We start from the raw sequence: 26464 nt of genomic DNA, 5'->3' as shown, positions 1-26464 counted from the left end.
GCCCGTGTGTAGTGCCAGTGGGTGGTGGCGCGCCGTCCGTCGAGGAGCCCGGTGGCGGCCAGCGCGAACGCGCCCGTCGAGATCGCGGCGAGCCGCGCGCCCCGCTCATGGGCGCCGAGCAGTGCGTCCACGACGTTGCCGGGCGGGTCCTCGCGGTCCGGGAACCGATAGCCGGGCACGAAGACGATCTCGGCCCACTCCAGCGCGTCGAGCCCGTGCGCGACCGAGTACGCGAGCCCGTCGCCGCCCGCCACGAGCCCGGGCGCCGCCCCGCAGACCCGCACCTCGTACGGCATGCTCGCGCGGGTCGTGAACACCTGCGCGGGGATCCCGACATCGAGCGGCTTGGCGCCTTCGAGCACGAGGACGGCGACGCGGTGGAGGCGGGGAGCTGGCACAGGGAGAGGTTAGGCGGTGCGCGGCGCCCGGGAAGCCCGGGCGCCCGCGCCGGAGGGCGTGACTCCTACTGCGGGCCGGAGAACGCGCGGACCAGTGCCGGTACCGCCTGCGCCGGGTCGAGCCGGTAGCTGTAGAAGGACCGCGGGTCGAAGGCCGCGCCCCACTCGTCATGACGGCCCGTGGTGTCCTTCAGGACCGAGCCGCGCTCCACCAACTCGGCCTCGGCATCCGCCTGGTAGGGGTGCTGCACCCCGTCGTAGTAGCTGTTCTCGATCACCATCTTGGTGGTGCCGCGCGCCCAGTTCCCGTACGTCCACACGGGATCGCCGTCCTCGACCTGGGCCGACAGGTAGTTGTTGTAGAGGTGCGCGTACGCGCAGTTGTCGGCCGACGGGTTGCGCTGCTTGGTGCCGAGGAACCAGTTGTGGTCGATGGTGATCCGGGTCCTGGTGTTCTCGGTCCAGCCGATGCCGAGCGCCTTGTTGTGGTTCTCGAAGCGGTTGTACGACACGGTGATGTAGTCGCTGTCCTTGCGGATGTCGAGCAGTCCGTCGCCCATGCGCGTCAGGCGGTTGTGGTCGATCCACACATGGTGGACGGAGTCCATCTGGATCGCGTCGAAGTCGGTGGTCTTGCCGTCCCAGTTGCCCTCGACGTACGAGTCGCGGATGGTGAGGTTGCGGATGATGACGTTGCTCGTGCCGGGGTTGAGGTGCAGCTCGCCGTGCACGATCTCGCCCGAGGTGCCGACGCCCACCAGGGTCTTGTCGGAGGCCACCACGATGTCCGAGCCGAAGGGCGCCACTTCGATCGCGCCCGCGATCCGGATGACGTACGGCTCGGGCGCGGCCGCGTACCTGGCCAGGTCGGCCTGCGTGCGGACGGTGACGACGCTGCCGCCCTCACCGCCGGTGGTGCCGCCGGCGAGGGAGGCGAAGCCGTGGGGGCGGTCGGAGTGCCGGAGCGTGGCGGCGCTCGCGTCGGCGGTACGGCCAGTGGCAACTACGGGAGTGGCGACGGCAGTTGAGGGGGCGGACATGCTCAGGCGGCCCGCGCCCGCCTGGCGGGCCACGTCCCGTGCGGCCTCGCGCGCGCTGTCGATCGGGCCGTGCAGCTCCGGTGTCCAGCCGACGTCGGCGACGAGATCGCGCTCGCTGCCGGAGTTGTACGCGTTGTAGATGGCGAGCAGATCGACGGGGAAGCCGTTGAACTCGTTGCCGCGCCGGCTCAGCGCCGTTCCGTTCCAGCTCTTCACCAGGTCCGCGACCTCGATGTGGGCGGGGGCGGTGAAGGCATTGTTCTCGGCGACGATCCGCGACTCGGTGGAGACGCCGATCGAGTAGCGGTAGTCGCCTTCGCGGCCGTCCGGGATGTCGTAGCGGTTGTTGTAGAGGTGCACCTGGCCGAAGCGCACGCGCGGAGCGCGCTGCACCACGGACTTGAACCGGTTGTGGTGGAGGGTGACGCGCAGCTTGCCGCGGTCGGTGGTGACCCCGTCGCCGTTGCCGATCAGCATCGCCTTGTCGTGCTCGTCGAAGACGCTCCATGAGACGGTGACCAGGTCGGCGCCGTTGGTGATGTCCAGGAGTCCGTCGTAGCGCAGATAGGGGCGGGCGAAGTACACGGGCTCGCGTGCGTCGGGGCGGTCGCCGTCGCTCGCGGTGACGTGGTCGACCCAGACGTGGGTGGCGCCGCGCAGCCAGATGGTGTCGTACGCGGACTTCCAGTCGCCGAGGCCGCCGGTGTTGGGCTGCCAGGCCGGGAAGCAGTCGTAGGCGTCGCGTACTTCGAGGTTGCGGATGATGACGTTGTCCGCGTTCTCCACCTGGAGGCTGCCGCCCTCGAGCACGGCGCCGGAATCCTGGCCGACGATCGTGGTGTTGGAGCCGACGGCGAGTTCCACGCGCTCGGCCTGCCGGGCGGCGGAGGCGGCACGGGCCTCCTCCTGCGGTCCGGAGGGCTTGGCCGCGCCCCAGGTGCGGGGGTCGTACGCCTTCAGATAGGCCGCGCGGTCGTAGCCGCCGGTCACGTAGTCCGCGCAGTCGAGCGGGCGGCCCCGGTCATCGGTGTTGGCGTCGATCGTGCCCGCGACCTTGATGATCTTCGGGGTGTCGCTGCCGCCGTCCAGGGCGCGCACCAACTCGGCGCGGGTGCGGACGGTGAAGACATGCGCGTCGTCCGCGGCGGCGCCGCCCGTGGTGCCGCCGCCCTGGCTCGCCCAGCCGTCCCCTTCGGGCAGCACCTCGCGGCCGAGGTCACGGGACTCGTCCCGTACGGGGGTGCCGGCGGCGGACCGTACGGCCGTATCCCCCGGCCGTGCAGCCACGTCCGCCGACCGTGCAGCCGCATCCGCCGACCGTGCAGCCACGTCCGCCGACTGCCGGCCGTCGGCCTGCACCGCGCCCGAAGCGACCAGCAAAGCACCCAGCGCGAGGACCGAAACCTTCCACGCCGCTCTCCTGTGTCCCGCTCTCATGCGTCAGCCTCGTCTCGGATCAGATATCGCGTCTCGTATATGAGATATGGCGAAGGACGCGACGAAGCTAGGGCGGGCAGGGGTATTCGTCAACGGCTCTGACAAACTCCGTTCCCCCAGGGCCCGTCCACCTGGGGGAACGCCAACTGCCGCTGACGGATACGGAGTTACCAGGTCTTGCCGGCCTGCTCCCGGATCGTGTGGTTGATGCGGTTGAAGAAGTTGGTCATGGCGATCTCCAGGGTGATCGCGCCCAGCTGCTCCTCGGTGAAGTGGCCGGCGGCCGCGTCCCAGATCTCGTCCGTCACTCCGGGGGCGCCGTCCTGGATACGGGTGGCGGCCTCGGTGAGCGCGAGGGCGGCCCGCTCCTCGTCGGTGAAGAAGGGCGTCTCGCGCCAGGTGCCCGCGGCGTGCAGCCGCTCGTCCGTCTCGCCCGCCTTCTTCGCCGCGGTCACCGAGGCGTGGACGCAGGGTGCGCAGCCGTTGATCTGGCTGGCGCGCAGATGCACCAGGCTGAGCACCCGGTGATCGACACCGCCGGCGCCAATCGCCTTGTACAGGTGCTGGATCGCGGTGGTCACGTCGGGGTTCGGCGCGCTCTTCATACGTGCTTCCATCAGGATGCTCCTCACTCGTTACCCGGACCCGTTCGGGCCCGTCATCACCCATGACGGAGCACTTCGCAGGAAGGTAACGACATGCCCGAACCCCGCCCGGCCGAGCCGGTGGCGCAGGCCTTCGAGGACCAGCGCGGCAGGCTGCACGCGGTCGCCCACCGGATGCTCGGCTCGCACGCGGACGCCGAGGACGTGGTCCAGGAGGCCTGGCTGCGGCTCTCGCGGCAGGACCCGGACGCCATCGACAACCTGGGCGGCTGGCTGACCACGGTGGTCAGCCGGCTCAGCCTGGACGTGCTGCGTTCGCGGAAGACCCAGCCTCAGCCCTCCTACGACGATCAGCTGCCGGAGCTCGTGGTGACCTTCGACGCCGACCCCGCGCACGCTCCCGAGGAGACCGCGGCGCTCGCCGACTCGGTCGGGGCCGCGCTCCTCGTCGTACTGGAGAAGCTCGGGCCCAACGAGCGGCTGGCGTTCGTCCTGCACGACCTGTTCGCGGTGCCGTTCGACGAGATCGGCCGGATCCTCGGCAAGTCGACCGACGCGGCGAAGATGATGGCCAGCCGTGCCCGGCGCAAGGTGCAGTCGGCCGGGCGTCCCGAGGAGACCGGGCCCGAGCAGCGTGCGGTGGTCCGCGCCTTCCTGGCGGCCTCCCGCAGCGGAGACTTCGACGAACTCCTGCGCGTGCTCGACCCCGAGGTCCGCCTCAGCGTCGACACCGGGGGCGAGCCGGTCGTGGTCCTCGGCGCCACCAAGGTCGCGGCCAACGCCCGCTTCGGCGCGGGCGGCGCCACGGTCGGGCGCCCGGCGCTGGTCGACGGCCGCCTCGGGCTTGTCGCCTGGGGTGCGGACGGCCGGGTCATGTCGGTGCTCGCGTTCACGGTCGCGGACGGCCGGATCACCGAGATCTCGGTGGTGAGCGACCCGGTCAGGCTCGGGCGGCTGGATCTGCCGATGCCCTAGGGCTGTTCGTGCGGATCAGACCCTACGGCCCGGTTCCCGTGGCGTCCGGCGCGGCGGGCGCATCCGCCCGCCCGGCCGCCCGGAGCCGGACCAGGACGGTGCCGATGACCTTGTCCTCGGGGCAGTAGCCCCACTGTTTGGAGTCCGAGGAGCCGGGGCGCTCGCCGAGCAGCACAAGCATGCGCGGGGGTACGCGGGGTCCCGCGCACCGGTGGGCCCAGTCGGGTACGGGCTCTCCGGCGACGGCCACGACGTGCTTCACGTACCAACTGACGGGCGTGTCCCCGGCGGGCGGACGCCAGCCGTGCTCGGGGTGCGGGGCGACCACGACGGCCATCCGCCCGGAGGCGAGGCGCCGCCGGCCGCGCAGCATCAGGACCCGGTCGCCGGGCATGAGGGTCGGCGACATGCTGTACCCGCGGACGGTCACGGCCACCAGGCGTCCGCGCATCAACAGCAGGGCGAGCAGCGGCAGTCCGGCCGCGCCCAGGAGCAGCGCCGCGGTCACCTGACGGTCTCCTCGACACCCTGGTCCACGGCGTACCCCTCGGCCTGTGTCGTGAACAGCTCGGCGTAGGCGCCGCCCAGCGACATCAACTCCCCATGCGTACCTGCCTCCCGTACGGTTCCGTCGGCGACGACCACGATGTGGTCGGCGGCGCGTGCGGTGCCCATGCGGTGCGAGACGAGGATGCTCGTCGCGCCCTGGCGCAGTGCGGTGAGCCGGTCGTGGATATGGCGTTCGGCGACCGCGTCGAGGCCGGTGCCGGGCTCGTCGAGGATCATCAGGTCGCGTTCGGAGCGCATCAGGGCCCGGGCGAGCGCGAGCCGTTGCCACTGGCCGCCCGACAACTGGACGCCGGGTGCGCTCTCTTCGGTGTCGTCGGGGAAGAACATCCGGCTGAGCATGGTGTCGTAGCCCTGCGGGAGGCGGGCGAGTGCCGTGTGGATGTCCGCGTCCGCGGCTGCGGCGTGGATACGGGCCGGATCGCGCAGGGCGTCGAGATCGCCGAGCCCGATGTTCTCGCCGGCGGTCAGGTCGTACTCCATGGGGTCCTGGAAGACGACGCTGATCCGTCGGCGCAGCAGGTCGGCGGGCATGTCCCTGAGGTCGGTGCCGTCCCAGAGGATGCTGCCGCGCTGCGGGTCGTAGAGCCGGCAGAGCAGTTTCACGAGGGTGCTCTTGCCGGCACCGTTGAGGCCGACGACGGCCAGGCTCGTGCCGTACGGAATGGTCAGGTCGACGCCGCGCAGGATCCACGGTCCGTCGTCGGTGTAGCGGAACCAGACGTCACGGAGTTCGATGGCCCGGCTCAGGGGCGGCGGTTCGATCGGGGCGGCCGGTGCGGGAAGGTCGTCCTCGACCTGCGTGACGTACAGGAAATGGCCGAACAGCAAGGCCGTCTGGTGGCTCTGGGCGATGCACCCGACCAGGCCGATGAGGGCGGACTGCACTCCGGCCAGTGCGGCGACGAGCAGCGAGACGTCGCCGGCGGTCAGGGCGTGGGTGGCGGCCTGGTGCACGCCCCAGACGAGCGCCCCCGTGGAGACGGCCGCGCCGAGCACGGCGAGCGCCGTCTCATGGCGGACCAGGCGGCGGTCGAGCTGCTCCTCCTGGCCGTTGATGCCGTCCAGGTCCTCGCGCAGACGCCGGGCGAAGTAGGAGCCGAGCCCGTAGAGGCGGATCTCCTTCGCGGCCTGGGTGTCGGTGAGCAGCCCCCGGTAGAAGATCTGGCGGCGGGCGAGGTTGCTGGTGCGCCAGAACATGTCCGCCCGGTGGCGGCTGTTGGCCAGCTGGGCGAAGAGGGCGGGGACGGCCGCGGCCACCACGATCAGGGCCAGGGTGGGACTGATGAGCAGCAGACTGCCGAGGAAGCCCGTCAGGGTGAGGAGGGACTGGGCGCCCTGGAGTGCGGCGCCGACGAGGCGTTCGGCGCCTTGCGCGCTCTGGATGGCGAGTTGGAGGCGGTCGTGGAAGGCGGGCTGTTCGAGGCGGGACAGACCGCTGAGCCTGTTGACCGCTTCAAGCAGATCGCTCTGGGCGCGGGTGGCGGTGGCCCGCCGGATGCGGGCGTCGGCGTACGAGGCGACGGCCGAGCCCGCGGCGAGCAGCACGGTGAGCAGGCCGATACCGGCGGCGGCCCAGGTGAGGTCCGCGACGCGGACGTGCGGCGAGGTGAGCTGGTCCACCACGTACTTGAGCAGCCAGGACGCGGCGATGGGTGCCGCGCCCGCGATCACGACCGTGGTGACGCGGGCGGCGAGGGCGCCGGGGCAGGCGCGCAGGGTGAGGGCGAAGACGGCGGCGAGGCCGCGCAGTACGCCGGCCTGTCGCTGCTCGGGCTCGCCTTCGCGGTCGTTCATACGGTCGCTTTTACGGCTCTCACGGTCGTTCATACGGTGACGAGGTCGAGCGCCGTCAGGGAGCCGTTCCCGATGCCCGTCTCGGTGACGGTTCCGTCCGCGTCCAGGAGGACGAAGGACGGGTGGTGGCGCACGCCGAAGGTCTCGGCGAGCGGACCGTTCGGCGCCTCGACCACCGTCAGCTCCGTGAAGGGGCCCACCGCTTCGAGCAGCGGTCCTGCGGCGTCGGGCGCCCCGTTGATCACCGCGACGACCCGCGCGCCCGAGGGGGCGTTCGCCTCGGCCCACCGTCGGACCGCCGGAAGGCTCTCGCGGGTGGGGCCGCAGTCGGGGCGCAGGAAGCAGACCAGTGCAAGGTGGCCGGCCAGGCCGGACGCGGCGAGGTCGCCCTGGGGTGTGTGCAGCGTGAACTCCGGTGCCTGGTCACCCTCTTGTACGGCGAGGACGGGCGGCCCCGGGGGTGCGGCGGCCGGAGCCTGGGCCGGTGCGGTGACGGCGGCCCGCCAGCGCTTGACGACCGCGACGGTGAGGAGGGCGTTCGCGAGGGTGATCGCGGCGAGCAGGGCGAGGCCGGCGACGGCGTGGCTCACGGGTGGTCGTCCTTTCGGCGGGGGCCGGGCGGCGCGGGGTGGTTCGGGCCGGGACGAGTCAGCGCTGCCCGGCCGGGGCGGAGAAGAAGGCGGCGAGGTCGTCGGTGAAGACGGCGAACACGGTGAGGTAGCCGGCGGCGGCCGCCGCGAGCGCAACTGCCGGGACACCGAAGGGAGTCGAGCCACCTTGGCCGAGCACGATCGCGCCGCCGAGCAGCGCGAGCGCGGTGAGGACGGCGTTGCGGGCGACGTGCCAGGGCCCCATCGGCACCGTGGTCCTGCTGCCGAAGCAGGGGCAGCCCACGGCGGTGCCGCGCCGCATCGCCGCGACGGCCACCGCGCAGAACGCCGCGCACAGGACGGCGGCGAGGCCGAGCCCGACGGCGAGGGTCCCGGGCACGGCAAGCAGTACGGCGGCGCCGAGTTCGGCCACCGGGACCAGGACCGCGAGCGCGGGCCTCGCGGCGGCCGGCACGAAGGTGAAGCCGGTGAGTGCGGCGGCGAACCGGCGGCGGTCGCGGAGCTTGGCGAGGCCGGCCACGGCGAGCACGCAGATCAAGGTCAGACGGCAGACGAGCAGCAGGTCGGACATGGGTGACTCCGAGGGCAGGTATGCCGGGCGGGCCGCATACGGAGCGGGCGGGAGGAACGGGGCGGGCCGCACGCGGCCCGCCCCGCGGGTATCAGCAGTAGTCCCAGCTACCGCAGCTCACGCCGCACCGAGCCGTGTAGCAGCAGCGACGACAACGCTGGGCACTGGTGCTCCACTCCGTCCAGCAGTCCGGCGGGCAGCCCGCCTCCGCCTCGGCCTTGGGCAGGATCCGCTCGATCAGGCGGCCGGCACCGGCCTTGAGTGTGCGCATGGTTCTCCTCTTCCTGTGAGTGGGATGTGCGTACTCCGCGGTGCGGCGCGGTCAGCAGCCGCACCGGGGTTCAGGAGGCCGCCGGCACCGGTTCGCGGTCGGCGGCCGAATCAGCGGTGACCACACCGTCCTGGTAGCGCAGGATCGTGGGGAACGCGGGCACCTGCAGGGCGCGGAACAGCGAGGACGCCTCGGGGTGCACCACGATCTCGTCCGCGGTGTCCGCGAGCAGACCGGTCAGCGCGCTGTCGCCGGCTTCCTCCCCCATCACGAGGGCCACGGCCCGGCCGCCCGACGCACGGGCGCGGTCGGCCTGCTCGGCGAAGTCGGGGAGGCTGTCCGTACAGGACGGGCAGTCGTGCGAGAAGACGCCGAGCAGCAGTTCGCCCGAGCGCAGGTCGTCCTGGGTCAGGGTCCTTCCGCTCAGCGCGGTGGAGCTGAACTCCGGTAGCGGGTCGCCCGGTTGAGGGCCCTGGCCCGCGAAGCCGTCACGGCGGCGTACGGCCTCGAGCTCCTGCCAGCGGCGCAGGATGACGACGAGCAGGACCACGTTGAGCGCGGCGATGGTGCCGACGAGCACCAGACCGGCGATGACGAAAGGCACGTTCCAACCCCCTGGCGCGGATGGGCGCAGATGCAGGAGGGATCAGTGTGAAAGGTGGTGCCTGTCGGGAGAATGCCAAGATCTTGCCAGGAACATGACGAGGTGAGCATGATGCGGCCATGCTTGCCACGGGGTCGCAGTTCAGAGTGCTCGGCACCGTCGAATGGACCGTCGACGGACGCCCCACCGCCATCGGCCGCCGCCGCGAACGCCTGCTGCTGGGCCTGCTGTTGGTGGAGATCGGCCGCCCGCTGCCGATGGACCGGCTCATCGATCTGCTGTCGGACGAGGACGAACGTCCGCGCCCCCGGGCCGATCTGTACGTGGATGTCTGCCGATTACGGGCCAGCCTGCGCCAAGGCGGCGGCGACGGCTCCGTACGGCTGTTACGCAGCGGCTCCACGTACACCCTGGCCGGCGACCCCCAACTGGTCGACCTGCACCGATTCACCCACCTTCTCGACCGGGCCCAGCGCGCCACGGCCCCGCAGGAGGTGTCTCGCCTCGCCTCGCTCGCCCTCGCGGAATGGCGGGGCGCCGTGCTCGACGACGTGGCCTCCGACCGCATACGCCACGGAGTCGGCGCGTCCTTCGGCGAGCTGCATCTGACGGCCCAACTCCTGCACGTGGCCGCCGAGTTCGAACTGGGCAACTACTGGCCGCTGGCCGCGGAGCTCGCCCGCCTCACCGAGGCCCACCCCCAGCACGAGAAGCTCCTGGCCTTCCGCGCGGCGACCCTCTACGCATGCGGCCGCCGCGCGGACGCGCTGCACGTCCTGTCGTCGGCACGGGCGCGGATGACGGCCCAGCTGGGCCTCGACCTGACCCGCGAACTCAAGGACCTCCAGGCCACGATCCTGCGCGACGGCCCTGTGAACCCCGGGCTGTTCCGCCGGGGCGCTCTGGGCGCCGTATGACGGGACTCCGCCGGGGCGCGCTGGGCGCCGTATGACGGGACTCCGCCGGGGCGGCTCACGATGGTGCGGCGATCAGGGCTGCAGCCACCAGGGGCTCGTATATGCGACACCGAAGTCGTTGCAGGCGTGGCCCGCCGGGCCCGGGGTGCCGTTGGCCACGGCCGGGTCGGAGATGCGCAGGACCACCCAGTCGCCGTCGGCGGCGTTCAGCGGCACGGTGAGGTCGGCGACGGCGCCGTTCACCGTGTCGACCACGTCGACGACCGCCGGGGCCTGCGTACCGGGCCTGAGCACCTGCACCCGCAGGGGCTTGCCGTCCCAGTCGGGGCCGCGGTCGATGTCGACCAGGAAGCGGACGTCGCCGGAGGCGAGCGGGATGGTGCTGCCCATCCGTACGCCATTGGCGGTGGCGTCCACCCGCAGCCCGGAGACCCGGGTCGCGAACGAGCGCCGGGCGCGCATCGCCTCGAAGACCGCGGTACGGGTGTTCTCGGTGACCCACAGACCGCTGCGGCCCTTGCCCTCGTGGAACCCCCAGGTGGTGCCGTGCTCGTCGGTGACGCCCGTGAGACCGGGCCGCCAGCCGGAGTTGAGGCAGACGCACAGGGGTGAGGACTTGCCGGACGACCAGCCCTCGAAGAGGTAGTCGTCGGTGCGGTTGAACATCTCCAGGCCGACCATCTGCTGGAGCACCGAGGGCTTGAAGGCGAACTCGTTGAACCGGCCCGGCTCACGCCCGGGATGGTTGAAGCTGGCCAGTCCGCCGGGCCGGGCGGCCAGCCAGTTGTACAGGTTGCCGGGGCCCGCCGCCCTGAGCAGATCGGCGAAGTCGCCGGTGTTCCAGACGTTGATGTGACCCTCGAGCGGACTCGACCACTCGAAGCCGCGCACCGCGGTGAACTGCCCGGGGTCGTTGGCCGCGTCCGCGAGCTGGCCCTGGGTGTTCCACTCCCCCGAGCTCAGCCCGTCGATGGCGAACAGGGTCGCGTGATCCGTGAGCGCCGCGACATCGAGCCCGGCCTCGCGCATCGACCCGAACGCGGCCTGCGCCGAGCCGTCACCGTCGGACATCACGGTGTGGTTGTGCATATCGGCATGGACGAGCGTGGTGCCCTGCGTGAGCTTCGAGGTACGCGAGGCGGCGACGAGCGGCACCGCGGAGCCGGCCTGGGTCGCATGGGCGGCCCGCGCCGTGCCGGGCATGGCGGCGAGCATCAGGAGCCCGCCGGCGGAGGACAGCAGGGCCCGTCTGCCGACGCCTCCGTGGTGGTGATCGACATGGCCGTACGGGGTGGCGGGCCCGGCGTGCCCGTGTCCGTGGTCGCGGTCGCGTCCGTGGTCGCGGTCGCGGTCGTGTCCGTGGTCGCATGAGTGCGCGTGGTGGGGAGTCATGGCGCGCAAGCTAGCGCGAGCATGCCAAGGGCGATACGGCCCGGAGCGTACGACCGGGCGAACACTTCCGTACGCGTCAACTCACCGTGGCCGTACGGGCGTTGCCCTCACTTGGAGGCCCACCAGGTGGAGTCGGTGAGGGCGGTGAAGCCGAGCGATTCGTACAGCGGCCGTCCGAGCCGTGAGGCGGTCAGCGTCACCGGCAGTTCCGCCATGGGCGCGAGCGAACCCAGCATGACGGCCCGCCCGACACCGCGGGAGCGGTGCTCGGCCGGGGTCCCGACCCAGTAGAGGCTGCCGATCCCCTCGTCGACGACGGTGACACAGGCACCGGCCGGCTCACCGTCGAGCACGGCGAGGAACACGTCCACGCCCGGCTGCTCGAGCAGCGCCCGGGGGAACAACTCCCCGGGACGGTGGGGCTCGAACCGGTCGAGCCCGAAGCCCCCGATCACCATCCGCTCGGCGGCGTACAGGTCCTGGGGCTGCCGTACACGGGTCACGTGCATCGCGGGCGGCGCGACAGGACCCGGCTCGCGCACCATCACCGGCATCTGCCAGTTCCGGAAGCCCAGGTGGCCGAGGTCGGTCGCACCGAACGGGTCCTCGGCATCCACCGGACCGCCCGCCTGCTCCGCCAGCTCGGTCAACTCGGCGAGCTCCGCCGGGTCGAGATCGGGCTCCTGCACCAGGAACCGCGTCCCGGCCCGCTCATCACCGAGCACGGCAAGAAAGCCGCGGCGTCGCACCACCTCATGCCCACGGGACTTCCCGGTCGCGGCCCAGAAGGCCGCGGAGTTCCGCGCCTGGCGCCTGGCGGCTGCCTCACCGATCGCACGGGTCATGGACCACTCACTTTCACTCCGCAGGTCGACGCCCCAACCTACTGATCACCCGTTCCCGCCGAAACGGAATTCGGGGAACGGAGCATCCTGGACGGCCCCGTACCACGCGGCTTCCGCCTCCTGCCGGTTCGCCCGCACGGCCAGTGCCAGGGCCTCCCAGGCCTGCGCCTCCATGGCGGACAGTCCCAACTGACGCGCGTACACGATGCCCTGCACCAGCGCACGGACCGCATCGCCCACCCGCCCGGCCAGCCGGTAGCACTCACCGAGCATCAACAGCGGCGGGACCAGGCCCCGTCCCCCGCCTTCCCGGGTGCGCCGGTACAGGGCGGTGGCCAGGCGGAACGCCGTCTCGGCGAGGGCCACCGCGGCCTGCGGGCGGTCGTTCTCCGTGACCAGCCCGATCAGGCCGGCGAGCTTGGCCGCGAACGCCTCGAGCACGTCGTTGCCGAGGTCGCCGACGAGCCCGTCGCACAGCTGCGCGAACTCCACCATCTCCTCAAGGGAGTACTGCACCTCGGACGACCGCTCCACCATGTTGAACAGCGTGTAGAGCGCGGCCGCCATGTCCGTCCGCCACTCGACGTCCGCCGGCTCGGAGATCTCCCGCAGTACGGCGACCAGTTCACGGGCGTACGGCACGGACTCGTCGTACCGTTCGGCCTCGGCAAGGCGGCGCACCGCGTCGTTGACGGCCCACAGCAGGTGGGAACGCGCCTCGTCGGACCGGTCCACGGGGGCACGCTGCAGCACGATCAGCGCCTCGATCGTCTTCAGCGCACCGGACGGATCACCCGCCGAGTCCAGGTGATCGGCCAGCGCCGTCAACGCCCTGGCGAGGTAGGGCTCGTAGAGCCGACGTTCGACTTTGCAGAGGTTGCGGTACAGGCTGACGGCCTCGTCCGCCTGCCGAACGTCGCCGGGCTCGCCCGTGCCATGGTCCATGACCATGTGCACGGCCTTCTCCTCACCCGAAGGGTCGGTTGTCGGCAGCTGCACGGTCGCGACGAGCGCCGGCAGGTACACCCAGGGCTTGGACTCCCGCAGATGGCCGTAGAGCCGGGTGACCAGCACGGACACCTGTGTCACTTGGCGCGAGCAGTCGCCGGGAGTCCTGATGCTGAGGGACATGAAGCTGCGCACCACCGAGACGAAGTGGTGGAGATGAGCCGCCGGGTTGCCTCGGGTCAGGGACTCGTAGACCTCGACCGCCTCGTACGCGGCCGCTATGGCTCCCGGGTCGTGTGCCACCGAGCGGAAGCCGACCAGGTTGTGCAGGGAGAGGGCCAGGCCCGGCAGATGGATGTCCGGGCGCGCCGCGGCCAGTTCACGGCGGACGGCCACGACCCGTTCGCCCTCGGCCAGCGCCTCCTCGCGGCGGCCGGCGTGGTGCAGCGCCGCGGCCAGATTCGTCTGCCATCGAGCACGGTCGGCACGCAGGTCGAAGGTGGCCGCCTGGTCCCCGGGGTGTTCGGCTTCGGTGGCCGCGATGATCGCGCCGTAGGAGTCCGTGACCCATCGGATGCGCTTCACCGCCTCCTCGTGCCTGCCCAGCTCCATCAACCGCAGCCCGAGTGTGCCGACCGCGCGGAGCAGGGACCAGAGGGGAAGATCGTCGTCCGCAAGGGAGTTGAGTGTCTCGAAGGCCTGCTGAGCGCACCGGGCCGCGTCCTCCGTGCGCCCGTTCTCCGCCAGCTCCACCGTCAACGCCTGGTACAGGCCCGCCAGTTCGCGACGGTGTTCCGCTGTGTCGGCCGGCAGCGCCTCCCGTAGCGCGACGGCCTCCTCCAGGTTGCGCAACGAAAGCCCGCGGCGGCCCACGCCCTCCAGCCGCGCGCTCTCGTCCTGCAGCGCCTCGGCCAGCCGGCGCCGGTTCGCCTCCGATCCGTCGGCGGCCACCGCGCGGCGCCAGTGGGCGGTGATGTCCGCGCCGATCTCGGCCGCGAGGTGGGCGAGCCGCTGGCTGTGGAGCGGTATCGCGTCGGTCAGGCGGACGAGTTCCGCCGTCCCGAGTCCGCCGCGGTCGAGCCCGGTCAGGGCGTCGAGCAGCGGCCCCGGGTTCTCCGTCTCGGCGACCACCCGTACCGCTTCCGGCAGGTTCTCCCCCAGGGTGGGCACCAACGCCCGCAGACGGTCGTCCATGTCGGGCTGGTGCAGCCCGGCGCGGGCGAGCACGGTGAGCGCTCTGCGTATCTGCCGGGCGGCACAGCGTTCCACCACGGTCCCGAGCAGATCCGCGCCGTTCCTGAGCTCGTCCGCCACGAGGTACTCGGCGAGCAGGTCAGGCTGCAGCGACCCCCAGTAGGCGCCGGCCTCCCCGCTCGGCGCGGGGTAGAGGTCCTTCAGCCAGAGGCGGATGCGCAGGTGCTGGTCCTCGTTCGTCGCGGAGAGTCCGGGCAGTGCGGCGAGCAGCCGCTCCGCCTGCGGCTCGTCGGCCGCGCCATACAGTGCGGCCGCCGCCACGGCCCGCCGCCGGGTGCGCTCGTGCACCTCGATGCCCGACGCGCTTGCCGCCCTGTTCCAGTACCGCTCCTCATGCTCCAGGATCACCTCCTCGGCCCGTCGGGCGCTGATGTCGCGCGCGGGCTCGAGGAGGGCGGCGAGCGCCTCCATCTGGATGGCGAGTGCCGCGTCGTACCGCTCGTGCCGCAGATCGGGCGGCCGGAGCTCCGGGCGCCGCCGTCCGGGCAGGGCTGCCTCGAGCCGTACGGCGAAGTCCTGCCAAGCGTCCACGTAGAGCTGCCGTCTGCCCTGCGCCGAGCGCTCCAGCGGGGCGAGCTCCACCACCTCGGCGGCCCGCAACACCTCGCCGGACCCGGCTGATTGACGGTGGATCTGTTCCCACCAGTCCCCCGCCGAACGCGAGATCAGGAGCAGCCTGAGCCGTACTCCGTGCGCGGCCGAGACCATGGCGCCGACGAGTTCCTCGATCTGCCCTGGGCGGTCGAGTGCCCGGCGCGGCCTGGTCTCGGCGTAGTCGACGACGAGGAGCGTGGGCCGGGCGGCCCGCTTGATCAGCCCGGCGACGGCCGCCGTGTCCGCGGCGGTCGTCGCCTCCAGGAATCCGCAGCTCCAGTCGGCACCGAGGCGCGTCATCAGCTCCAGCGCGAGCCGGGTCTTGCCCTGCCCGCCCGGGCCGCTGAGCATACGGACCGGCGGGCTTGCCTCCTCGCCGCACCAGTCCATGAGCCGGCGGAGCTCGTCCTCCCGTCCGTGGAACCGTGCGGCCTTGTTCTCGGCCCGCAACAGCGACACGGGAGAGAACGAGCCGGCGGGACGGCGCGCGGGCCCGGCGAGAAAGGGACTGAACTCCACTGGTTCGACGGACAGGCCGGTGCCGAGTGCCGCGCGAAATCCTTGGTCGGCGAACAGGGTGTCCACCGGGCGGCAGACCAGCCGGCCGTCGCCGGCGGGCCCGGTCGCGAGGACCACCGCGGTCACCAGTCCGTCGCACAGCACCGCCGCGCCCGACATGCCCTGCCAGGCTGCCCGGCTCAGCGAGTGATCCGGCCGCACGAAGAGGTATCCGGCCCGCGTGCCGGTGCCGGGAACGATGCTGCCCGGCATCCGCTCCAGGTCTCTGAGCAAGGTCCCGGGCGTCTCCGTCTCGTACGACTGGGCGGCGGCGAACCCGGTGAACTCGCACCGGACGTCTGTGGACAGGGTGGTCAACCGCCCCCAGCGGACACCGGGTTCACGGCCGCTCGCCGCGTCCGGCTCCCGCTCCGGCTCCGGCTCCGGCTCCGAGACGGGCTGTTCGATCGCCAGGAGGGCCACGTCATCGGCGTCGGTACCGTCGGGGGCCGGCCAGACGACCGTGGCCTCGCGCCACTCCCCGCCTGCCGCGGACCGCGTCAGGATGCTCTTGCGGTGGCGTACGGCGCGGGGAGCCTCCTGAAAGATCCGGTCCGTGTCGCGCACCCCGACGGCGACCACATGCAGCGCGGTCAGCACATGCCGCGGGCCCACCAGATAGCCCGAACCGTAGCCGCCGTCGCACCACACCTCCACGACCCGGCCGTCGATCACCCGCGGCTACCTGGGGAGTCCGGTGACCGAAGGGTCCGACACATGAGGCGACCCGCCGTCCACGGTGTCCTTGGGCTTGAGCACGAGCTTGACGCGATGCGCCGTGGCGGTCGAACTCCCGTGGCTGGCACCCGCACCGACCACCCATACCTTGACGCTGCCGTCCCGCCTGTCGTCCTCGGTCACGGTGACCGTGAACTCCAACTCGATGTCGCCCAGCTCGAATTGGATCCGCTGACCGACGGATCTGCCCATGGATTCCCCGAGTTGCTCACGGATCGCATCGACCACCGCGGTCAGCTCCAGTCCCGACATGACGCCCCCGCCTTGATGGGTTATCTCCCGATGCCGCCCCTGCCAGTCAAGGACGAAGAACCAACCGCTCCGGTTGCGCGACAGACGTGGCCGGCCCGGCAGGACAAGGCACTTGTCCTGCCGGGCCGGCGCGAGATCCGTCAGGGCAGAGCCACGAACGGCGCGAGGAAGGCGCGTGCGCCCGGGGTGTCGAGGCGGTACGTGACGTTGGTGGCGTAGCACGGTGTGTCGCCGGTGATCGTCGTGGACACCAGGGTCCGCTTGCCGCCCAGCGTGGCGAAGTTGGGCCCGCCGGAATCCCCGTAACACGCACCGCCGTTGCCCTGCGGCGCGGTCATGGCCAGGCGCACCCAGGCGTCGTTGAGCGCGTTGAAGGTCACCGGGGCCTTCATGCGCACGCCCCCGCCGGGGTGGGTGTGGCCGCCGGGGCCGCGCCGGGCCTCCTGCGTGCCGTATCCGGCGACCACGAAGTCCGTGGAGTTCAGGCCCTTCGCGCCGAGCGCGGACAGCTGGCCGGCCTTCGGCAGCGTGGCGGGCGTGAAGGACCAGCGGGCCTTGATCGCGGTGGCGGACACCTGGACGACGGCGATGTCACGGGTGTCGGACGCCGGTCCCGGATAGCCGGGGTCGTGATGCTCGACGCCCGGCACCGCGACGGCCTTCGCGACCGCGGTGGGATCGCCCGGATACTGCTGGGCCGCCCTGTCGAGCGCACCCTGCACGTCCTGCTCCAGGGAGACGTAGAACTTCACGTTCTCGGGCCAGTCGGTGGTGCAGTGCGCCGCGGTGAGGAACGTATCGGCGTCGACCATGGTGCCGGAACACACCCAGTCCACGCGGTCGGGAGTCGCCGGGTCGCCGTCGGCATCCCAGGTCGCGACGAGCGCACCGACCTCGGTGCGCTCCGGGGCGGGCGTGGCGTTGTAGGAGTTGATCGCCGACGAAGGTACGGCGACGGCGAGCACGGAGGCGCAGGCCGCTGCGGTGACAGCCGTGGCAGCGCGTATACGGGACAAGTCGAACCCCTCTGGTAAGTGGGACGGGATTGCCCTGTGGGGGAAGCACAGTGAAGCGCCCACACTTCACGTTCCGCAAGGGGCGGGCCGGCCGGAGGCTGAGGGGTCAACGACCCGAGTTTGCGTAACGGGCCCTACTGAACCCGGAGGGGTTGAGCCCGGCCGGCAATCAGTTCGCTCACATATCCCGCGACGGCCACCAGGACGGCCAGGACCACGCCCACCACGCCGAAGTCCATGACATCCGACAGAGCGCCGGCCAGCAGAGTCACGACGATCATCACGCTGGTGCCCACCGCGTTGGTGAAGGTGGTCAGGGCGACCAGTTTGTCGGGCGCCGCCTCCTGGATCATGTGGCCCTGTGACGCGATGAAGAGAAACTCGAACAGGAACAGATAGGCGAAGTACGAGACGTAGAGCGTGGCCGCTCCTGCGGCATGCGGGGCCAGGCCCATCGCCACCGCGGACGCCAGAAGGATCCACAGACTCAAGCGTCGGAGTGCGCTCAGCCGGGGCAGCAGAGCAGGTACGGCGACCGCGCCGAGCAGCAGTGCGGCACCGCCGAAGACCTGCACGTTCATGACACCGGACGATCCGAGGTCCAGCACACGGACGGGAATCACCGTACGGGCCACGTTGTGGAATCCCTGGAGAACACCCACCGCGACCACGAAGTACACGACAGAGAGAGCCAGTCGGCGCTGCCCCCGCAGCGCGCTGCGCACTTGGATCCATGTGCCGGCCCTGCCCCCCTTGTCCGGCCTGGGGACCGACACCTGCGGCAACAGGGCGTAGCAGCCCACGGACACCATGAAAGCCGCCGCACTCAGGGCTCCCGCCGTCAGCAGCGACACACGGTCGCCGATCAGACTGCCGAGCACTCCGCCCGCGCCTCCGCCCAGGAGCATCGACGTGTTGAACACGTACGAGGCCGGCTTCAGGAGCGGGCCGCCGAAGAGTTGCCGGGTGTACACCACTCGCGCGGTCTTGGTGATGCCTTCCAACAGTCCGCGCACCAGGAAGCAGACGAGCAGCAGACTGAGGACGCCGTGGCCGGACAGAACGCCGATGGCCAGCGAGACCAGACCGTTTCCCAGCTCACAGGCCATGACGGTACGGCGCAACCGCCGCCCATCACAGGCGCGCCGGATCACCCCCACCAGCAGGACGGGAAGGATCCATTGGAAACCGAACACGGCCGAGGCGCTGAATCCGGAATCGTTCTCGATCAGCAGGTTCGCGGAGACCGTGAGGACAAGGAAGAACGTACCCGTCGAACTGACCAGCATCGCCGCCCAGAGAAGGAGGAAGTTTCGGCTCGTCAGCAGAGTCCGCCATACCCGGAGGCCGTCCCCGGCTTGCGCGGCCATTTCCTCCGACCGCTCGGCATGCGATGTACTCACAACAGCTCCCCCTGCCTTGTTTCCTCCGTCAAGGGCGCCACTAAAGTGCGTACTTCGCTATGTCGAAGCCGAGTACGTTCTCCAGGTCCGATATCAGTTCAAGACCACGGGCCCGTGCTTGTTCCGTCGTCTCCGCCGGAAGACAGCAGAATCCGAAGACGGTGAAATTTCCCAGCTGCTTCGGGATGCGCTGCCCGCTGCGAAGGTTCAACGAGGAGGCCAGCGGCTGATACTTCTGCTTCACCTTCTCGACCTGTTCCTCCACGCCGTCGGGAAGAATCCCGCCGGACACGCTGCCCAGCGCGATGGAGATACCCGCGGAGCCGAACGGCGGTCGCGGCACGTGCGGCTTCTCCCCCAGATGTTCCTGGACGAGCAATCGGAACGGGTCCAGTCCTGTGATGTGGCGGTAGACGAAGGGCGCCATGCCGCCCATGATCCGTCCGTTCACTTCCACGAGGACAGGACCATCGCCGCTCATGATGAACTCGACGTGGTATACACCGACCGTCAGCCCGAGCCGGGAGAAGATCTCCTGCATGTACTCCTTGACCTCGCGCTGCTCGACATCCGTCAGGCCCGCGGGAAGGACGGCCGCCACTTCGTAGAGCGGGTTGTTCGTCGCCTGCTCACGGCGGGCAATCATGAAAACTTCGATATCACCGTCATTGGCGATGATCTCGGCAGAATGAAGAACTCCCTCGATATACTCCTCCATGAGCAGCCGAGTACTGACCAAGGTGGCGACGGTCTGGCTCATCGCGCGCCGCGACGAGGGCAATTCGTCGAAATAGTCACTGAGCTCACGCTCCTCCCGGATGATCGCGACCCCCTCCTTCCCCGCGCTGCGGCTGGGCTTGATAACAAGAGGAAGGCCGAGGCTGCGCGCGGCTTCAACCGCCTGCTCCCGGATCTCCGCCCGGAAATGGCGCGCCGAACGGATTCCCGCCTCGCGCAGACTGTCCCGGCAGAGGTCCTTGGTGACCGCCGTCTCCATGGAAAGCGTGGAGGTCGCCCTGATTCCGAGCTCTTCCGCCGCCCGGACCGTGGGTATCACCGCAAGCTCTGACGTGGTCAGAAGTGCGTCGATCCTGCGCTCGGCATGAATCCGGCGCAGCGCGCCGAGCAGATCCGCTTCCAGTCGGTCGACCACCACTGCCTGGTCCACTGACTTCTCGGCGGACTCGATGCGCTCGCGCGACAGCGAACTCAACTTCAGAGCCGAGGCGTCCGCAGGGCGGATGAAGGTGACGAAATGCCCCATCTCCTTTGCCGTTTCCAGCGCCGTAAGGGTGGGAGCCGTGCTGTCGACGAAGACCACGTGGGCCATGTGTGACTTCTCCTCGTACATGCGAAAGGGCGTGGTCAGGCCAGGCCGGTGAGGTCGAGCGCAGCGGCGACCTCCTGGTACACCGCCCTGTCGAGCTTTCTCAGCGGGCGCGGCAGGCTGGACTCCGCGATGAGCCCGAGCTGCTCGGCCGCGGCTGTCATGACGCGCAGGCTGCCGTGCCGCCGGAAGAGGGCCCACATGGGCTCCAGCCGGTCGGACAGCGCGGATACGCGTGCGGCGTCACGTGCCGCAGCGGCGCGGGTGATGTCCAGCGCAGCCTGGGGGAAAGTGCCTCCCAGAACCGAGTACCAGGCATCGCACCCTGCGTTCAGTCCCGTTGCTGCATACCAGTCGCCGCTCACACCGATCGTGGTCGCCTCGGGCAGCACCTTGCGAAGTGCCTGGATACGGTCCGCTGCCGCACCGGGGTCTTCCGGCACTCCCGGGATCTTTACGGAGGCGACGTTCGGCAGCTGGGCAATACGGGCGTACAACTCGTCGGACAGATCAACATGGGTCGTGCCGGGGTTGTCGTAGAGGCAGAGCGGAACGGAGAGTTCGCGGGTGACGTCCTCGTAGAGGCCGAACACCTCCTCCGCGGTCAGCGCCTGGTAGGTCATCGGCGCGAGCAGCACGGCGCGCGCGCCGGCCTGCTGCGCGTCTTCTGCCAGCGCCAGCACATCAGAGGTGCGCAGTGCACCGATGCCGACCATGACCGGCGTGCCTTCCGCAACGTCTACAGCCAGCCGCGCGACATGCGCCCGCTCCTCCCGGCTCAGGTAGGCGTAGTTGCCGGTGGATCCGAGTGCCCCGATCAGATCGACGCCCGCGGCGGTGAGCCTGGAGACGAGGCCCGTGAACGCCCTTTCGTCCACGCGTGTGCCCAGGAAGGGTGTCAGAGGGAATGCGCTGAGACCGGTGAACATACTGAGAGCCCTTTATGTCTTCGCTGGTCGTCCGGTTCGCATCGAAGGCGGCACAGACCGGGTCAGCCCCAGGTGTGCTCGTTGTTGCTCAGCATCGCGGGGGCGTCAGCCACAGCGGTCCGGTCGGCTACAGACTGCTGCCCTGCGACGGTGGGTGCGTTCGCACCGATGGAGATCACGGCGAGGACAACGGCGACGGCGGACATGGCGGTGATGCGGAGCATGGATTCCTCTTCGATTGCACATCTGAACTGGTGAGCACCGGCGACTTCCCGGCAGGGACAGATCCTGCCGGGCCGTCCGGCCGGCGGACAGGACAAAGCGATGGCATGAATTGACGGGGCACAACTGTGTCAGTTCGGCCGCACCACCAGCGTCCGGATACCGGACACGGGGTTGCATCGACCTCGATCCTTGATCAGAATTGCGCGCCGACATGAGTGGGGGGCATTCATGGCGACGCATGACAGAAGGCTGTCGCGCGATCAAGGAGAAGGAAGGGCCGCCAAAGACGCCGGCTCTCGCCATGCACCGCCGGGTTCCGCGGTGACTGACCGAGGAGCTGCCAGCGTGCTGACATCGTTCGGGCTGACCAAAAAGGCCGACTGTATCTACCGGTTCATCCTCAGCCAACCCGGCTGTTCCGTGCAGAGGACTGTCGACGAGTTCGGTCCGTCGAAGACCCAAGCACTGGAAGAGCTGGCCCAGTTGGGGCTGCTCACGCCGTCCTGGCGGAGCAACAACCGGCTGCATGTGGTGGGTCCGAAGGCCGCCATGGACACTCTGCTCGCCTTCCAGCAGGCCGAGATCGCGAAGCGGAAGCGGGAGCTGGCCCGGAGCCGGGCAGCTGCCGAGACGCTCCTCGCGCAGTACACCGCGCAGCACGAGAGCGACAAGGAGCTGGAGGTCGAGCAGTTGCAGGGCGCGGATGCGGTGCGCGCGAGGATCTCCGACCTGGCCACACGGACGCGTACCGAGTCGCTGGCCTTCGTCCCCGGAGGCGCGCAGACTTCCGAAGTCCTCGAAGCGAGCAAACAGGCCAATGCCGAACCACTCGCACGCGGTGTCAAGATCCGCTCGGTGTATCTGGACTCCATCCGCAACGACCCTGACACTCTGGAACATGCTCAGTGGCTGACGGAACGCAATGCCGAGGTACGTACCGCGCCGACCCTGCCGGTGCGACTGTGGATTGCCGACCGGGAGTTGGCCATGGTGCCGATCGACCCGGCGGACAGTTCCGCCGGCGCGGTACTGCTGCGACAGCCCGGAGCGGTCGCCACCTTCCTCGCCTTGTTCGAGGCGGTGTGGGCCACGGCGCTGCCCTTCGGAGAGATGCCCCGCAAGAGCCTGGACGACCCGCGCTCACACCCACGTGAACTGCTGCGGCTACTTGCCCAGGGGTACACGGATGAGGCCGCTGCCCGGCGCCTCGGCATATCCCTGCGCAGTGAGCGACGGCTGATCTCCGAGCTGATGGAGAAGCTGGACGCGCAGAGCAGGTTCCAGCTCGGGCAGCGTGCCGCCGAACACGGGTACATCTGAACCCCTGCGTGCTACGGGACTTGCATGTGCTCGTGAAAATAGGCCGGTACGGATTCGGGAAGTCTCGCCCCGGCGGGCACGAGGCGGGTGGTGCCCCCGGCAGCCGGTGAGCGCATACGCCCGCGTTCCTCGTCCGGCCCGATGCTCAGATGTCCGGTGAGGAAGGCGGACCAGCCCGGCATCAGCGGGCCGGCCGCCACGGCGCAGGACGCGAGGAGCTCCACATGCGCTACCAGCCGTGCCTCGTACGCGGAGTACCGGCCTGCGGCACGCAGCCGCCTCAGTGGCTGCAGGTCGGCAACGGCCCGGTCCACCACCGTGGCGAACTCCTCGGCGGCGCGCTGCAGGGAGAAGGACCCCGCTGCCAGCGACCTCTCAGCGCGCCGCATCAACTCGCCGCGCTCGGCCGCCGGCGGGCCTTCCGGGGCGGCCGCGGGGACGGTACTGCCGAAATCCTCGGCAAGCAGATCGAGGACCGTATCGGTCCACGTCTCAAGACCTCCCGTCAGCACAGTGGCGACGGTGTCGGCGTACGCCCGTGCCGAGGCAGTTCCCCACTCCGGCCCGAAGCCCGTGAGGCACAGGTGGAAGCGCAGCGCGTCAGCATCGGGCGCTTCCTCGGGGGTGCCGCGGCCGGCAGACGGAGTGCCTGCCGGCGGCCGGGCGGCCTCGTGGCCCACCACCACGTTCGGCAGCTCGGGGGCACCCAGTGCGAGAAGGACCACAGGTCTGAGCACAGCGTGGGAGAACACCTGTCCCACCCCTGCGAAGTCGATGATCCTCGGGGCCTTTTCGACGCGGGACCGCCCGGACGTCTCCTCCCATTGCCCCGTCCGCCCAAGGCTCGCCGCAACTGCCTCGGCATACCCCACGGCTCCGCTGAACCAGCTGTCGAGGACATGACCCTTCCAGCCGGCCAGCGGAATCGGCACACCGTGGCCGTCCTCTTGGCTGACCGGAACTGCGGGCAGCTCACGGCCGAGCAACTCGGAGAGGTAGGTGTGGAGGACAGCCCGCTGCCGCCGGCCCCCCACCGCCTCCGGTTCCCGGGCCTGAGCCCGGTCCATGGCGTGATACGCCACCAGCCGCTCACGCCAACGCTCCAGAGGGAGGACCAGGCGGCGCGTGGTCGTTCGCACGGGCACCTGCCCACACCGGACACACCGCAGTGCGGCGAGGTGCTCCGCATCCTGTGGCCGTTCGCACATGTGGCAGTACGTGCCGTTGCAGGGCGCGGCACAGTACCCGCAGCGGCCGCGGACCTCCGTCTCATGGAGGTTGCGACCGCAGGGCTCACAGCGCGGGCCCGGGAGTTCGCGCTGTTCCCACACCCCCGCCTGCCACAAACTGAGAAAAGAGCGCTGAACACGCTCCCCACGCGCCTGCGCGGTGAGCGCGGGCAGATCGTGGCACGGCGGGGGGCAGGGACACTTTGCGCAGTACCTGACATGTCGCACCCGATGGCCACGCAGACTCAGATGGCGACCGAGCACGTCTGCGCCGAGCAGCGCCAGCAGTTGCCCGGGATGAGGATCCGAATCGGGCGAAGGCACACTGCTCGTGATGACGTACGAGCCATACGAGCCCATGACGGGATTCCTTAGTCGGCAGGGCGGGTCCAGGACACACCTCGACCCAGGCCATGTGATCGAAGCTCTCGACCTCGCCCGAACAGCCGGGCGTCAGACGGACCGCGGGGTGGATGTCGTCCAGTAGGTCTCCGCCTCGGGGGCCCAACGGCGGTCGAGCGGGTCGCGGGTGACCCTGGCGAGCAGACCGATCGGCGTGACGACCAGGTAGTAGACGGTGGCAAGGAGTACGGCGCGCACGGTTCGCGGGGCCTTTCTCTCTGTGTTCATGGGGAGTTGGTCGGATTCGGGAGAGAGCCGGGGCGAGGCGTCAGTCGAGTGGGATCTCCTCGCGCCAGTCGGTCTCCTCCTGCCACTTCGGCTGGTCCTCCTTGCGCAGCAGGAAGTTGCCGACGGCGAGCAGGTCGATGTCGGTACGCATGAAGCAGGCGTACGCCTCGGCCGGGCTTGCCACGATCGGCTCACCGCGGACGTTGAAGGAGGTGTTGACCAGGACGGGGCAGCCCGTCTGCTCCTTGAACTCCGTGAGCAGCCGGTGGTACGGGGCGTTGCGCTCGGCGCTGACGGTCTGCACCCGGGCCGAATGGTCGACGTGGGTGACGGCCGGGATGGTGGAGCGCTGCACCTTGAGCAGGTCGAGTCCGCTGGCCTCGCCATCGGCGCCGCTGGGATCGGGCTCGATCCGCTGGGCGGGCGAGACTCCGGTGACCACCAGCATGTACGGGCTCTCCTGGTGGAGTTCGAAGTAGTCCTTGGCGTCCTCGGCGAGCACGGAGGGCGCGAAGGGACGGAACGACTCCCGGAACTTGATCTTGAGGTTCATCGTGGACTGCATCACCGGGTCCCGCGGGTCACCGATGATCGAACGGGCACCGAGCGCACGCGGTCCGAACTCCATACGGCCCTGGAACCAGCCGGCGATCTTGCCCTTGGCCAGTTCGGCGGCGACCTCGCGGGCCAGCTCCTCCTGGGTCAGGCGCGTGTACGGGATGTTCTCCGAGTCGAGGTAGGCGGCGATCTCGTCGTCGTCGAACTCGGGGCCGAGCAGCGAGCCGGACATGCCGTCGGTGCCGTTGCCGAGGTGGGTGCGCTGCGCGCCGCGGTCCGAGGCGACGGCGAGCGCCGCACCGAGCGCGCCGCCGGCGTCACCGGCCGCGGGCTGGACCCAGACCTCGTCGAAGATGCCGGCGTTTATGACCTTGCCGTTGGAGACGCAGTTGAGGGCCACGCCGCCGGCCATGACGAGGTGGCGCTCTCCGGTGATCTTCCGGGCGTGCTCGGCGAGCAGCAGCACCACCTCCTCGGTGACCTTCTGCACGGAGGCCGCGAGGTCGAACTCCCGCTCCGTGAGCGGGCTTTCGGGCAGGCGGCGCGGGCCGCCGAAGAGCTGCTCGAAGCCGCGGCCCGTCATGACCTGACCGCGCAGGTATGCGAAGTACTTCATGTCGAGTCGAAAGGACCCGTCCGGCTTGACGTCGATCAGCTTCTCGCGGATCAGGTCGGCGTAGCGGGGCTTGCCGTACGGCGCGAGGCCCATCAGCTTGTACTCGCCGGAGTCGACCTTGAACCCGCAGAAGTAAGTGAAGGCCGAATACAGCAGGCCGAGGGAGTGCGGGAAGCGGATCTCGGAGACCGCGTCGAGCCGCGTACCGCGGCCGTGCCACAGCGTGGTGGTGGCCCATTCGCCGACGCCGTCGATGCAGAGCACGGCAGCCGACTCGTACGGGCTCGGGTAGAAAGCGGACGCGGCGTGCGTCTCGTGGTGGCGGCGGACGTGGATCTCCGGGACCCGGCCGAGGCCGAGGCCCGCCAGCTCGCGGCGGACGACGCCGATGGTGTCGCGCTTCCACGACTTCCACTCGGGCATCGTGGCGCGGAAGGAGGCGAATCCGCCCGGCGCCGCCCCCTGGAAGGTGGCCTTGACCCGCTCGTACTTCAGCGCCGGGTCCTCGTAGTACGCGACGGTGGAGACCTCGTCGAGGGTGACGCCGGCCTCATCGAGGCAGTACTTGATGGCGCGCGCGGGGAAGGCCGAGTCGTGCCGGATACGACTGAAGCGCTCCTCCTGGGCGGCGGCGACGGGGACACCGTCGACCACCAGGGCGGCGGCACTGTCGTGGTAGTAGGCGGAAATGCCCAGCACCGGATCGGACATGAGTCTGCTCCTTGGTTCTGCAGGTCGGTGAGTACTGGTCCGGGACGGCCGTCGGGCACTCCGGTGCCGGGTCAGCGGCCCTTGGCCGCATTGCGCGCGGCCCGGCGCGCCGCCTGGCGGGCGCGG

23 protein-coding genes and 2 pseudogenes are annotated in these 26464 nt (G+C 70.3%); 3 read left to right on the top strand and 22 right to left on the bottom strand.

Going from position 1 to position 26464, the window contains the following annotated elements:
* The 4 genes and pseudogenes from ABT367_RS31295 to ABT367_RS31285 all read right to left on the bottom strand — a co-directional run.
* A partial coding sequence (locus ABT367_RS31295; RefSeq protein WP_352256644.1) for a DJ-1/PfpI family protein occupies positions 1–398 on the bottom strand: 398 nt, incomplete at its 3' end.
* Positions 399–466: 68 nt separating this feature from the next.
* Positions 467–1438, bottom strand: a pseudogene (locus tag ABT367_RS41500) (pectate lyase family protein); the annotation flags it as partial.
* Between the two features lie 3 nt (positions 1439–1441).
* Positions 1442–2725, bottom strand: a pseudogene (locus ABT367_RS41495) (pectate lyase family protein); the annotation flags it as partial.
* 317 nt (positions 2726–3042) lie between these two features.
* Positions 3043–3492 (bottom strand): carboxymuconolactone decarboxylase family protein, encoded by a 450-nt coding sequence (locus tag ABT367_RS31285; protein WP_352256642.1) that lies wholly within the window; start codon positions 3490–3492, stop codon positions 3043–3045.
* 81 nt (positions 3493–3573) lie between these two features.
* On the opposite strand from ABT367_RS31285, the gene ABT367_RS31280 reads away from it, so the two are divergent.
* Positions 3574–4455 (top strand): sigma-70 family RNA polymerase sigma factor, encoded by an 882-nt coding sequence (locus tag ABT367_RS31280; RefSeq protein ID WP_352256641.1) that lies wholly within the window; start codon positions 3574–3576, stop codon positions 4453–4455.
* A gap of 22 nt (positions 4456–4477) precedes the next feature.
* On the opposite strand, the gene ABT367_RS31275 is transcribed toward ABT367_RS31280, so the two are convergent.
* From ABT367_RS31275 to ABT367_RS31250, 6 genes are all read right to left on the bottom strand, one after another.
* Complete coding sequence (locus ABT367_RS31275; RefSeq protein WP_352256640.1) at positions 4478–4963, bottom strand: S26 family signal peptidase; 486 nt, start codon at positions 4961–4963, stop codon at positions 4478–4480.
* Positions 4960–6819 (bottom strand): ABC transporter ATP-binding protein, encoded by a 1860-nt coding sequence (locus ABT367_RS31270; protein ID WP_352256639.1) that lies wholly within the window; start codon positions 6817–6819, stop codon positions 4960–4962. The genes ABT367_RS31275 and ABT367_RS31270 overlap by 4 nt, the downstream gene beginning before the upstream one ends.
* Positions 6820–6848: 29 nt before the next feature.
* Complete coding sequence (locus tag ABT367_RS31265; RefSeq protein ID WP_352256638.1) at positions 6849–7409, bottom strand: TlpA family protein disulfide reductase; 561 nt, start codon at positions 7407–7409, stop codon at positions 6849–6851.
* Between the two features lie 58 nt (positions 7410–7467).
* Positions 7468–8001, bottom strand: a complete 534-nt coding sequence (locus ABT367_RS31260) for a MauE/DoxX family redox-associated membrane protein (protein WP_352256637.1) — start codon at positions 7999–8001, stop codon at positions 7468–7470.
* Between the two features lie 91 nt (positions 8002–8092).
* Positions 8093–8272, bottom strand: coding sequence for a hypothetical protein (locus ABT367_RS31255; RefSeq protein ID WP_199545687.1), 180 nt, complete (start codon positions 8270–8272; stop codon positions 8093–8095).
* 70 nt (positions 8273–8342) lie between these two features.
* On the bottom strand, positions 8343–8876 hold the full coding sequence (locus tag ABT367_RS31250; RefSeq protein ID WP_352256636.1) for a redoxin family protein: 534 nt from the start codon (positions 8874–8876) through the stop codon (positions 8343–8345).
* 119 nt (positions 8877–8995) lie between these two features.
* Between ABT367_RS31250 and ABT367_RS31245 the strand changes: the two genes are divergently transcribed.
* The gene (locus tag ABT367_RS31245; protein WP_352256635.1) at positions 8996–9793 is read left to right on the top strand and encodes an AfsR/SARP family transcriptional regulator; all 798 of its coding nucleotides are present in this window, start codon (positions 8996–8998) and stop codon (positions 9791–9793) included.
* 72 nt (positions 9794–9865) lie between these two features.
* Here ABT367_RS31245 and ABT367_RS31240 read toward each other — a convergent pair whose 3' ends face one another.
* The 9 genes from ABT367_RS31240 to ABT367_RS31200 form a co-directional block, all read right to left on the bottom strand.
* Positions 9866–11185 (bottom strand): CehA/McbA family metallohydrolase, encoded by a 1320-nt coding sequence (locus ABT367_RS31240; protein ID WP_352256634.1) that lies wholly within the window; start codon positions 11183–11185, stop codon positions 9866–9868.
* Between the two features lie 107 nt (positions 11186–11292).
* Positions 11293–12030 (bottom strand): GNAT family N-acetyltransferase, encoded by a 738-nt coding sequence (locus ABT367_RS31235; RefSeq protein WP_352256633.1) that lies wholly within the window; start codon positions 12028–12030, stop codon positions 11293–11295.
* Positions 12031–12075: 45 nt separating this feature from the next.
* Positions 12076–16059: a hypothetical protein gene (locus ABT367_RS31230; protein WP_352256632.1), complete on the bottom strand. Its 3984-nt coding sequence runs from the start codon at positions 16057–16059 to the stop codon at positions 12076–12078.
* Between the two features lie 6 nt (positions 16060–16065).
* A complete protein-coding gene (locus tag ABT367_RS31225) occupies positions 16066–16374 on the bottom strand; it encodes a trypco2 family protein (protein WP_352256631.1) in 309 nt (102 codons plus the stop codon).
* Between the two features lie 140 nt (positions 16375–16514).
* Entirely contained in the window at positions 16515–17390 is an 876-nt protein-coding gene (locus ABT367_RS31220) for a trypsin-like serine protease (RefSeq protein ID WP_352256630.1), read from the bottom strand.
* 134 nt (positions 17391–17524) lie between these two features.
* Positions 17525–18793 (bottom strand): MFS transporter, encoded by a 1269-nt coding sequence (locus ABT367_RS31215; protein WP_352256629.1) that lies wholly within the window; start codon positions 18791–18793, stop codon positions 17525–17527.
* Between the two features lie 40 nt (positions 18794–18833).
* Positions 18834–20123, bottom strand: a complete 1290-nt coding sequence (locus tag ABT367_RS31210) for an ATP-grasp domain-containing protein (RefSeq protein ID WP_352256628.1) — start codon at positions 20121–20123, stop codon at positions 18834–18836.
* A 35-nt stretch (positions 20124–20158) separates the two neighbouring features.
* The gene (locus tag ABT367_RS31205; RefSeq protein WP_352256627.1) at positions 20159–21049 is read right to left on the bottom strand and encodes a dihydrodipicolinate synthase family protein; all 891 of its coding nucleotides are present in this window, start codon (positions 21047–21049) and stop codon (positions 20159–20161) included.
* 62 nt (positions 21050–21111) lie between these two features.
* A complete protein-coding gene (locus ABT367_RS31200; RefSeq protein WP_352256626.1) occupies positions 21112–21273 on the bottom strand; it encodes a hypothetical protein in 162 nt (53 codons plus the stop codon).
* Between the two features lie 346 nt (positions 21274–21619).
* Here ABT367_RS31200 and ABT367_RS31195 point away from each other — a divergent pair, with 346 nt between their 5' ends.
* Positions 21620–22594: a helix-turn-helix transcriptional regulator gene (locus ABT367_RS31195; protein ID WP_352256625.1), complete on the top strand. Its 975-nt coding sequence runs from the start codon at positions 21620–21622 to the stop codon at positions 22592–22594.
* An 11-nt stretch (positions 22595–22605) separates the two neighbouring features.
* Here the strand turns inward: ABT367_RS31195 and ABT367_RS31190 are convergent, their stop codons facing one another.
* The 3 genes from ABT367_RS31190 to ABT367_RS31180 all read right to left on the bottom strand — a co-directional run bounded on the left by ABT367_RS31190 (position 22606) and on the right by ABT367_RS31180 (position 26338).
* Positions 22606–24183, bottom strand: a complete 1578-nt coding sequence (locus tag ABT367_RS31190) for a class I tRNA ligase family protein (RefSeq protein WP_352256624.1) — start codon at positions 24181–24183, stop codon at positions 22606–22608.
* A gap of 93 nt (positions 24184–24276) precedes the next feature.
* Positions 24277–24453, bottom strand: a complete 177-nt coding sequence (locus ABT367_RS31185; protein ID WP_352256623.1) for a hypothetical protein — start codon at positions 24451–24453, stop codon at positions 24277–24279.
* Positions 24454–24493: 40 nt separating this feature from the next.
* Entirely contained in the window at positions 24494–26338 is a 1845-nt protein-coding gene (locus tag ABT367_RS31180) for a carbamoyltransferase family protein (RefSeq protein ID WP_352256622.1), read from the bottom strand.
* Positions 26339–26464 lie beyond the last annotated feature (126 nt).

The sequence above is a fragment of the Streptomyces mesophilus genome (assembly GCF_040300965.1).
In the GTDB taxonomy this organism is placed as follows: Bacteria; Actinomycetota; Actinomycetes; order Streptomycetales; family Streptomycetaceae; genus Streptomyces; species Streptomyces mesophilus_A.
The sequence above is the reverse complement of the archived record's forward strand: the minus strand, read 5'-3'. Positions and strand labels throughout refer to the sequence as shown.

Excerpts from the sequence above, each read along its gene's own strand:
- ABT367_RS31285 (WP_352256642.1), bottom strand. The coding sequence starts at position 3,492 with ATGGAAGCACGTATGAAGAGCGCGCCGAACCCCGACGTGACCACCGCG.
- ABT367_RS31280 (WP_352256641.1), top strand. The coding sequence starts at position 3,574 with ATGCCCGAACCCCGCCCGGCCGAGCCGGTGGCGCAGGCCTTCGAGGAC.
- ABT367_RS31270 (WP_352256639.1), bottom strand. The coding sequence starts at position 6,819 with ATGAACGACCGCGAAGGCGAGCCCGAGCAGCGACAGGCCGGCGTACTG.
- ABT367_RS31260 (WP_352256637.1), bottom strand. The coding sequence starts at position 8,001 with ATGTCCGACCTGCTGCTCGTCTGCCGTCTGACCTTGATCTGCGTGCTC.
- ABT367_RS31255 (WP_199545687.1), bottom strand. The coding sequence starts at position 8,272 with ATGCGCACACTCAAGGCCGGTGCCGGCCGCCTGATCGAGCGGATCCTG.
- ABT367_RS31245 (WP_352256635.1), top strand. The coding sequence starts at position 8,996 with ATGCTTGCCACGGGGTCGCAGTTCAGAGTGCTCGGCACCGTCGAATGG.
- ABT367_RS31240 (WP_352256634.1), bottom strand. The coding sequence starts at position 11,185 with ATGACTCCCCACCACGCGCACTCATGCGACCACGGACACGACCGCGAC.
- ABT367_RS31235 (WP_352256633.1), bottom strand. The coding sequence starts at position 12,030 with ATGACCCGTGCGATCGGTGAGGCAGCCGCCAGGCGCCAGGCGCGGAAC.
- ABT367_RS31225 (WP_352256631.1), bottom strand. The coding sequence starts at position 16,374 with ATGTCGGGACTGGAGCTGACCGCGGTGGTCGATGCGATCCGTGAGCAA.
- ABT367_RS31210 (WP_352256628.1), bottom strand. The coding sequence starts at position 20,123 with ATGGCCCACGTGGTCTTCGTCGACAGCACGGCTCCCACCCTTACGGCG.
- ABT367_RS31205 (WP_352256627.1), bottom strand. The coding sequence starts at position 21,049 with ATGTTCACCGGTCTCAGCGCATTCCCTCTGACACCCTTCCTGGGCACA.
- ABT367_RS31200 (WP_352256626.1), bottom strand. The coding sequence starts at position 21,273 with ATGCTCCGCATCACCGCCATGTCCGCCGTCGCCGTTGTCCTCGCCGTG.
- ABT367_RS31190 (WP_352256624.1), bottom strand. The coding sequence starts at position 24,183 with ATGGGCTCGTATGGCTCGTACGTCATCACGAGCAGTGTGCCTTCGCCC.
- ABT367_RS31185 (WP_352256623.1), bottom strand. The coding sequence starts at position 24,453 with ATGAACACAGAGAGAAAGGCCCCGCGAACCGTGCGCGCCGTACTCCTT.
- ABT367_RS31180 (WP_352256622.1), bottom strand. The coding sequence starts at position 26,338 with ATGTCCGATCCGGTGCTGGGCATTTCCGCCTACTACCACGACAGTGCC.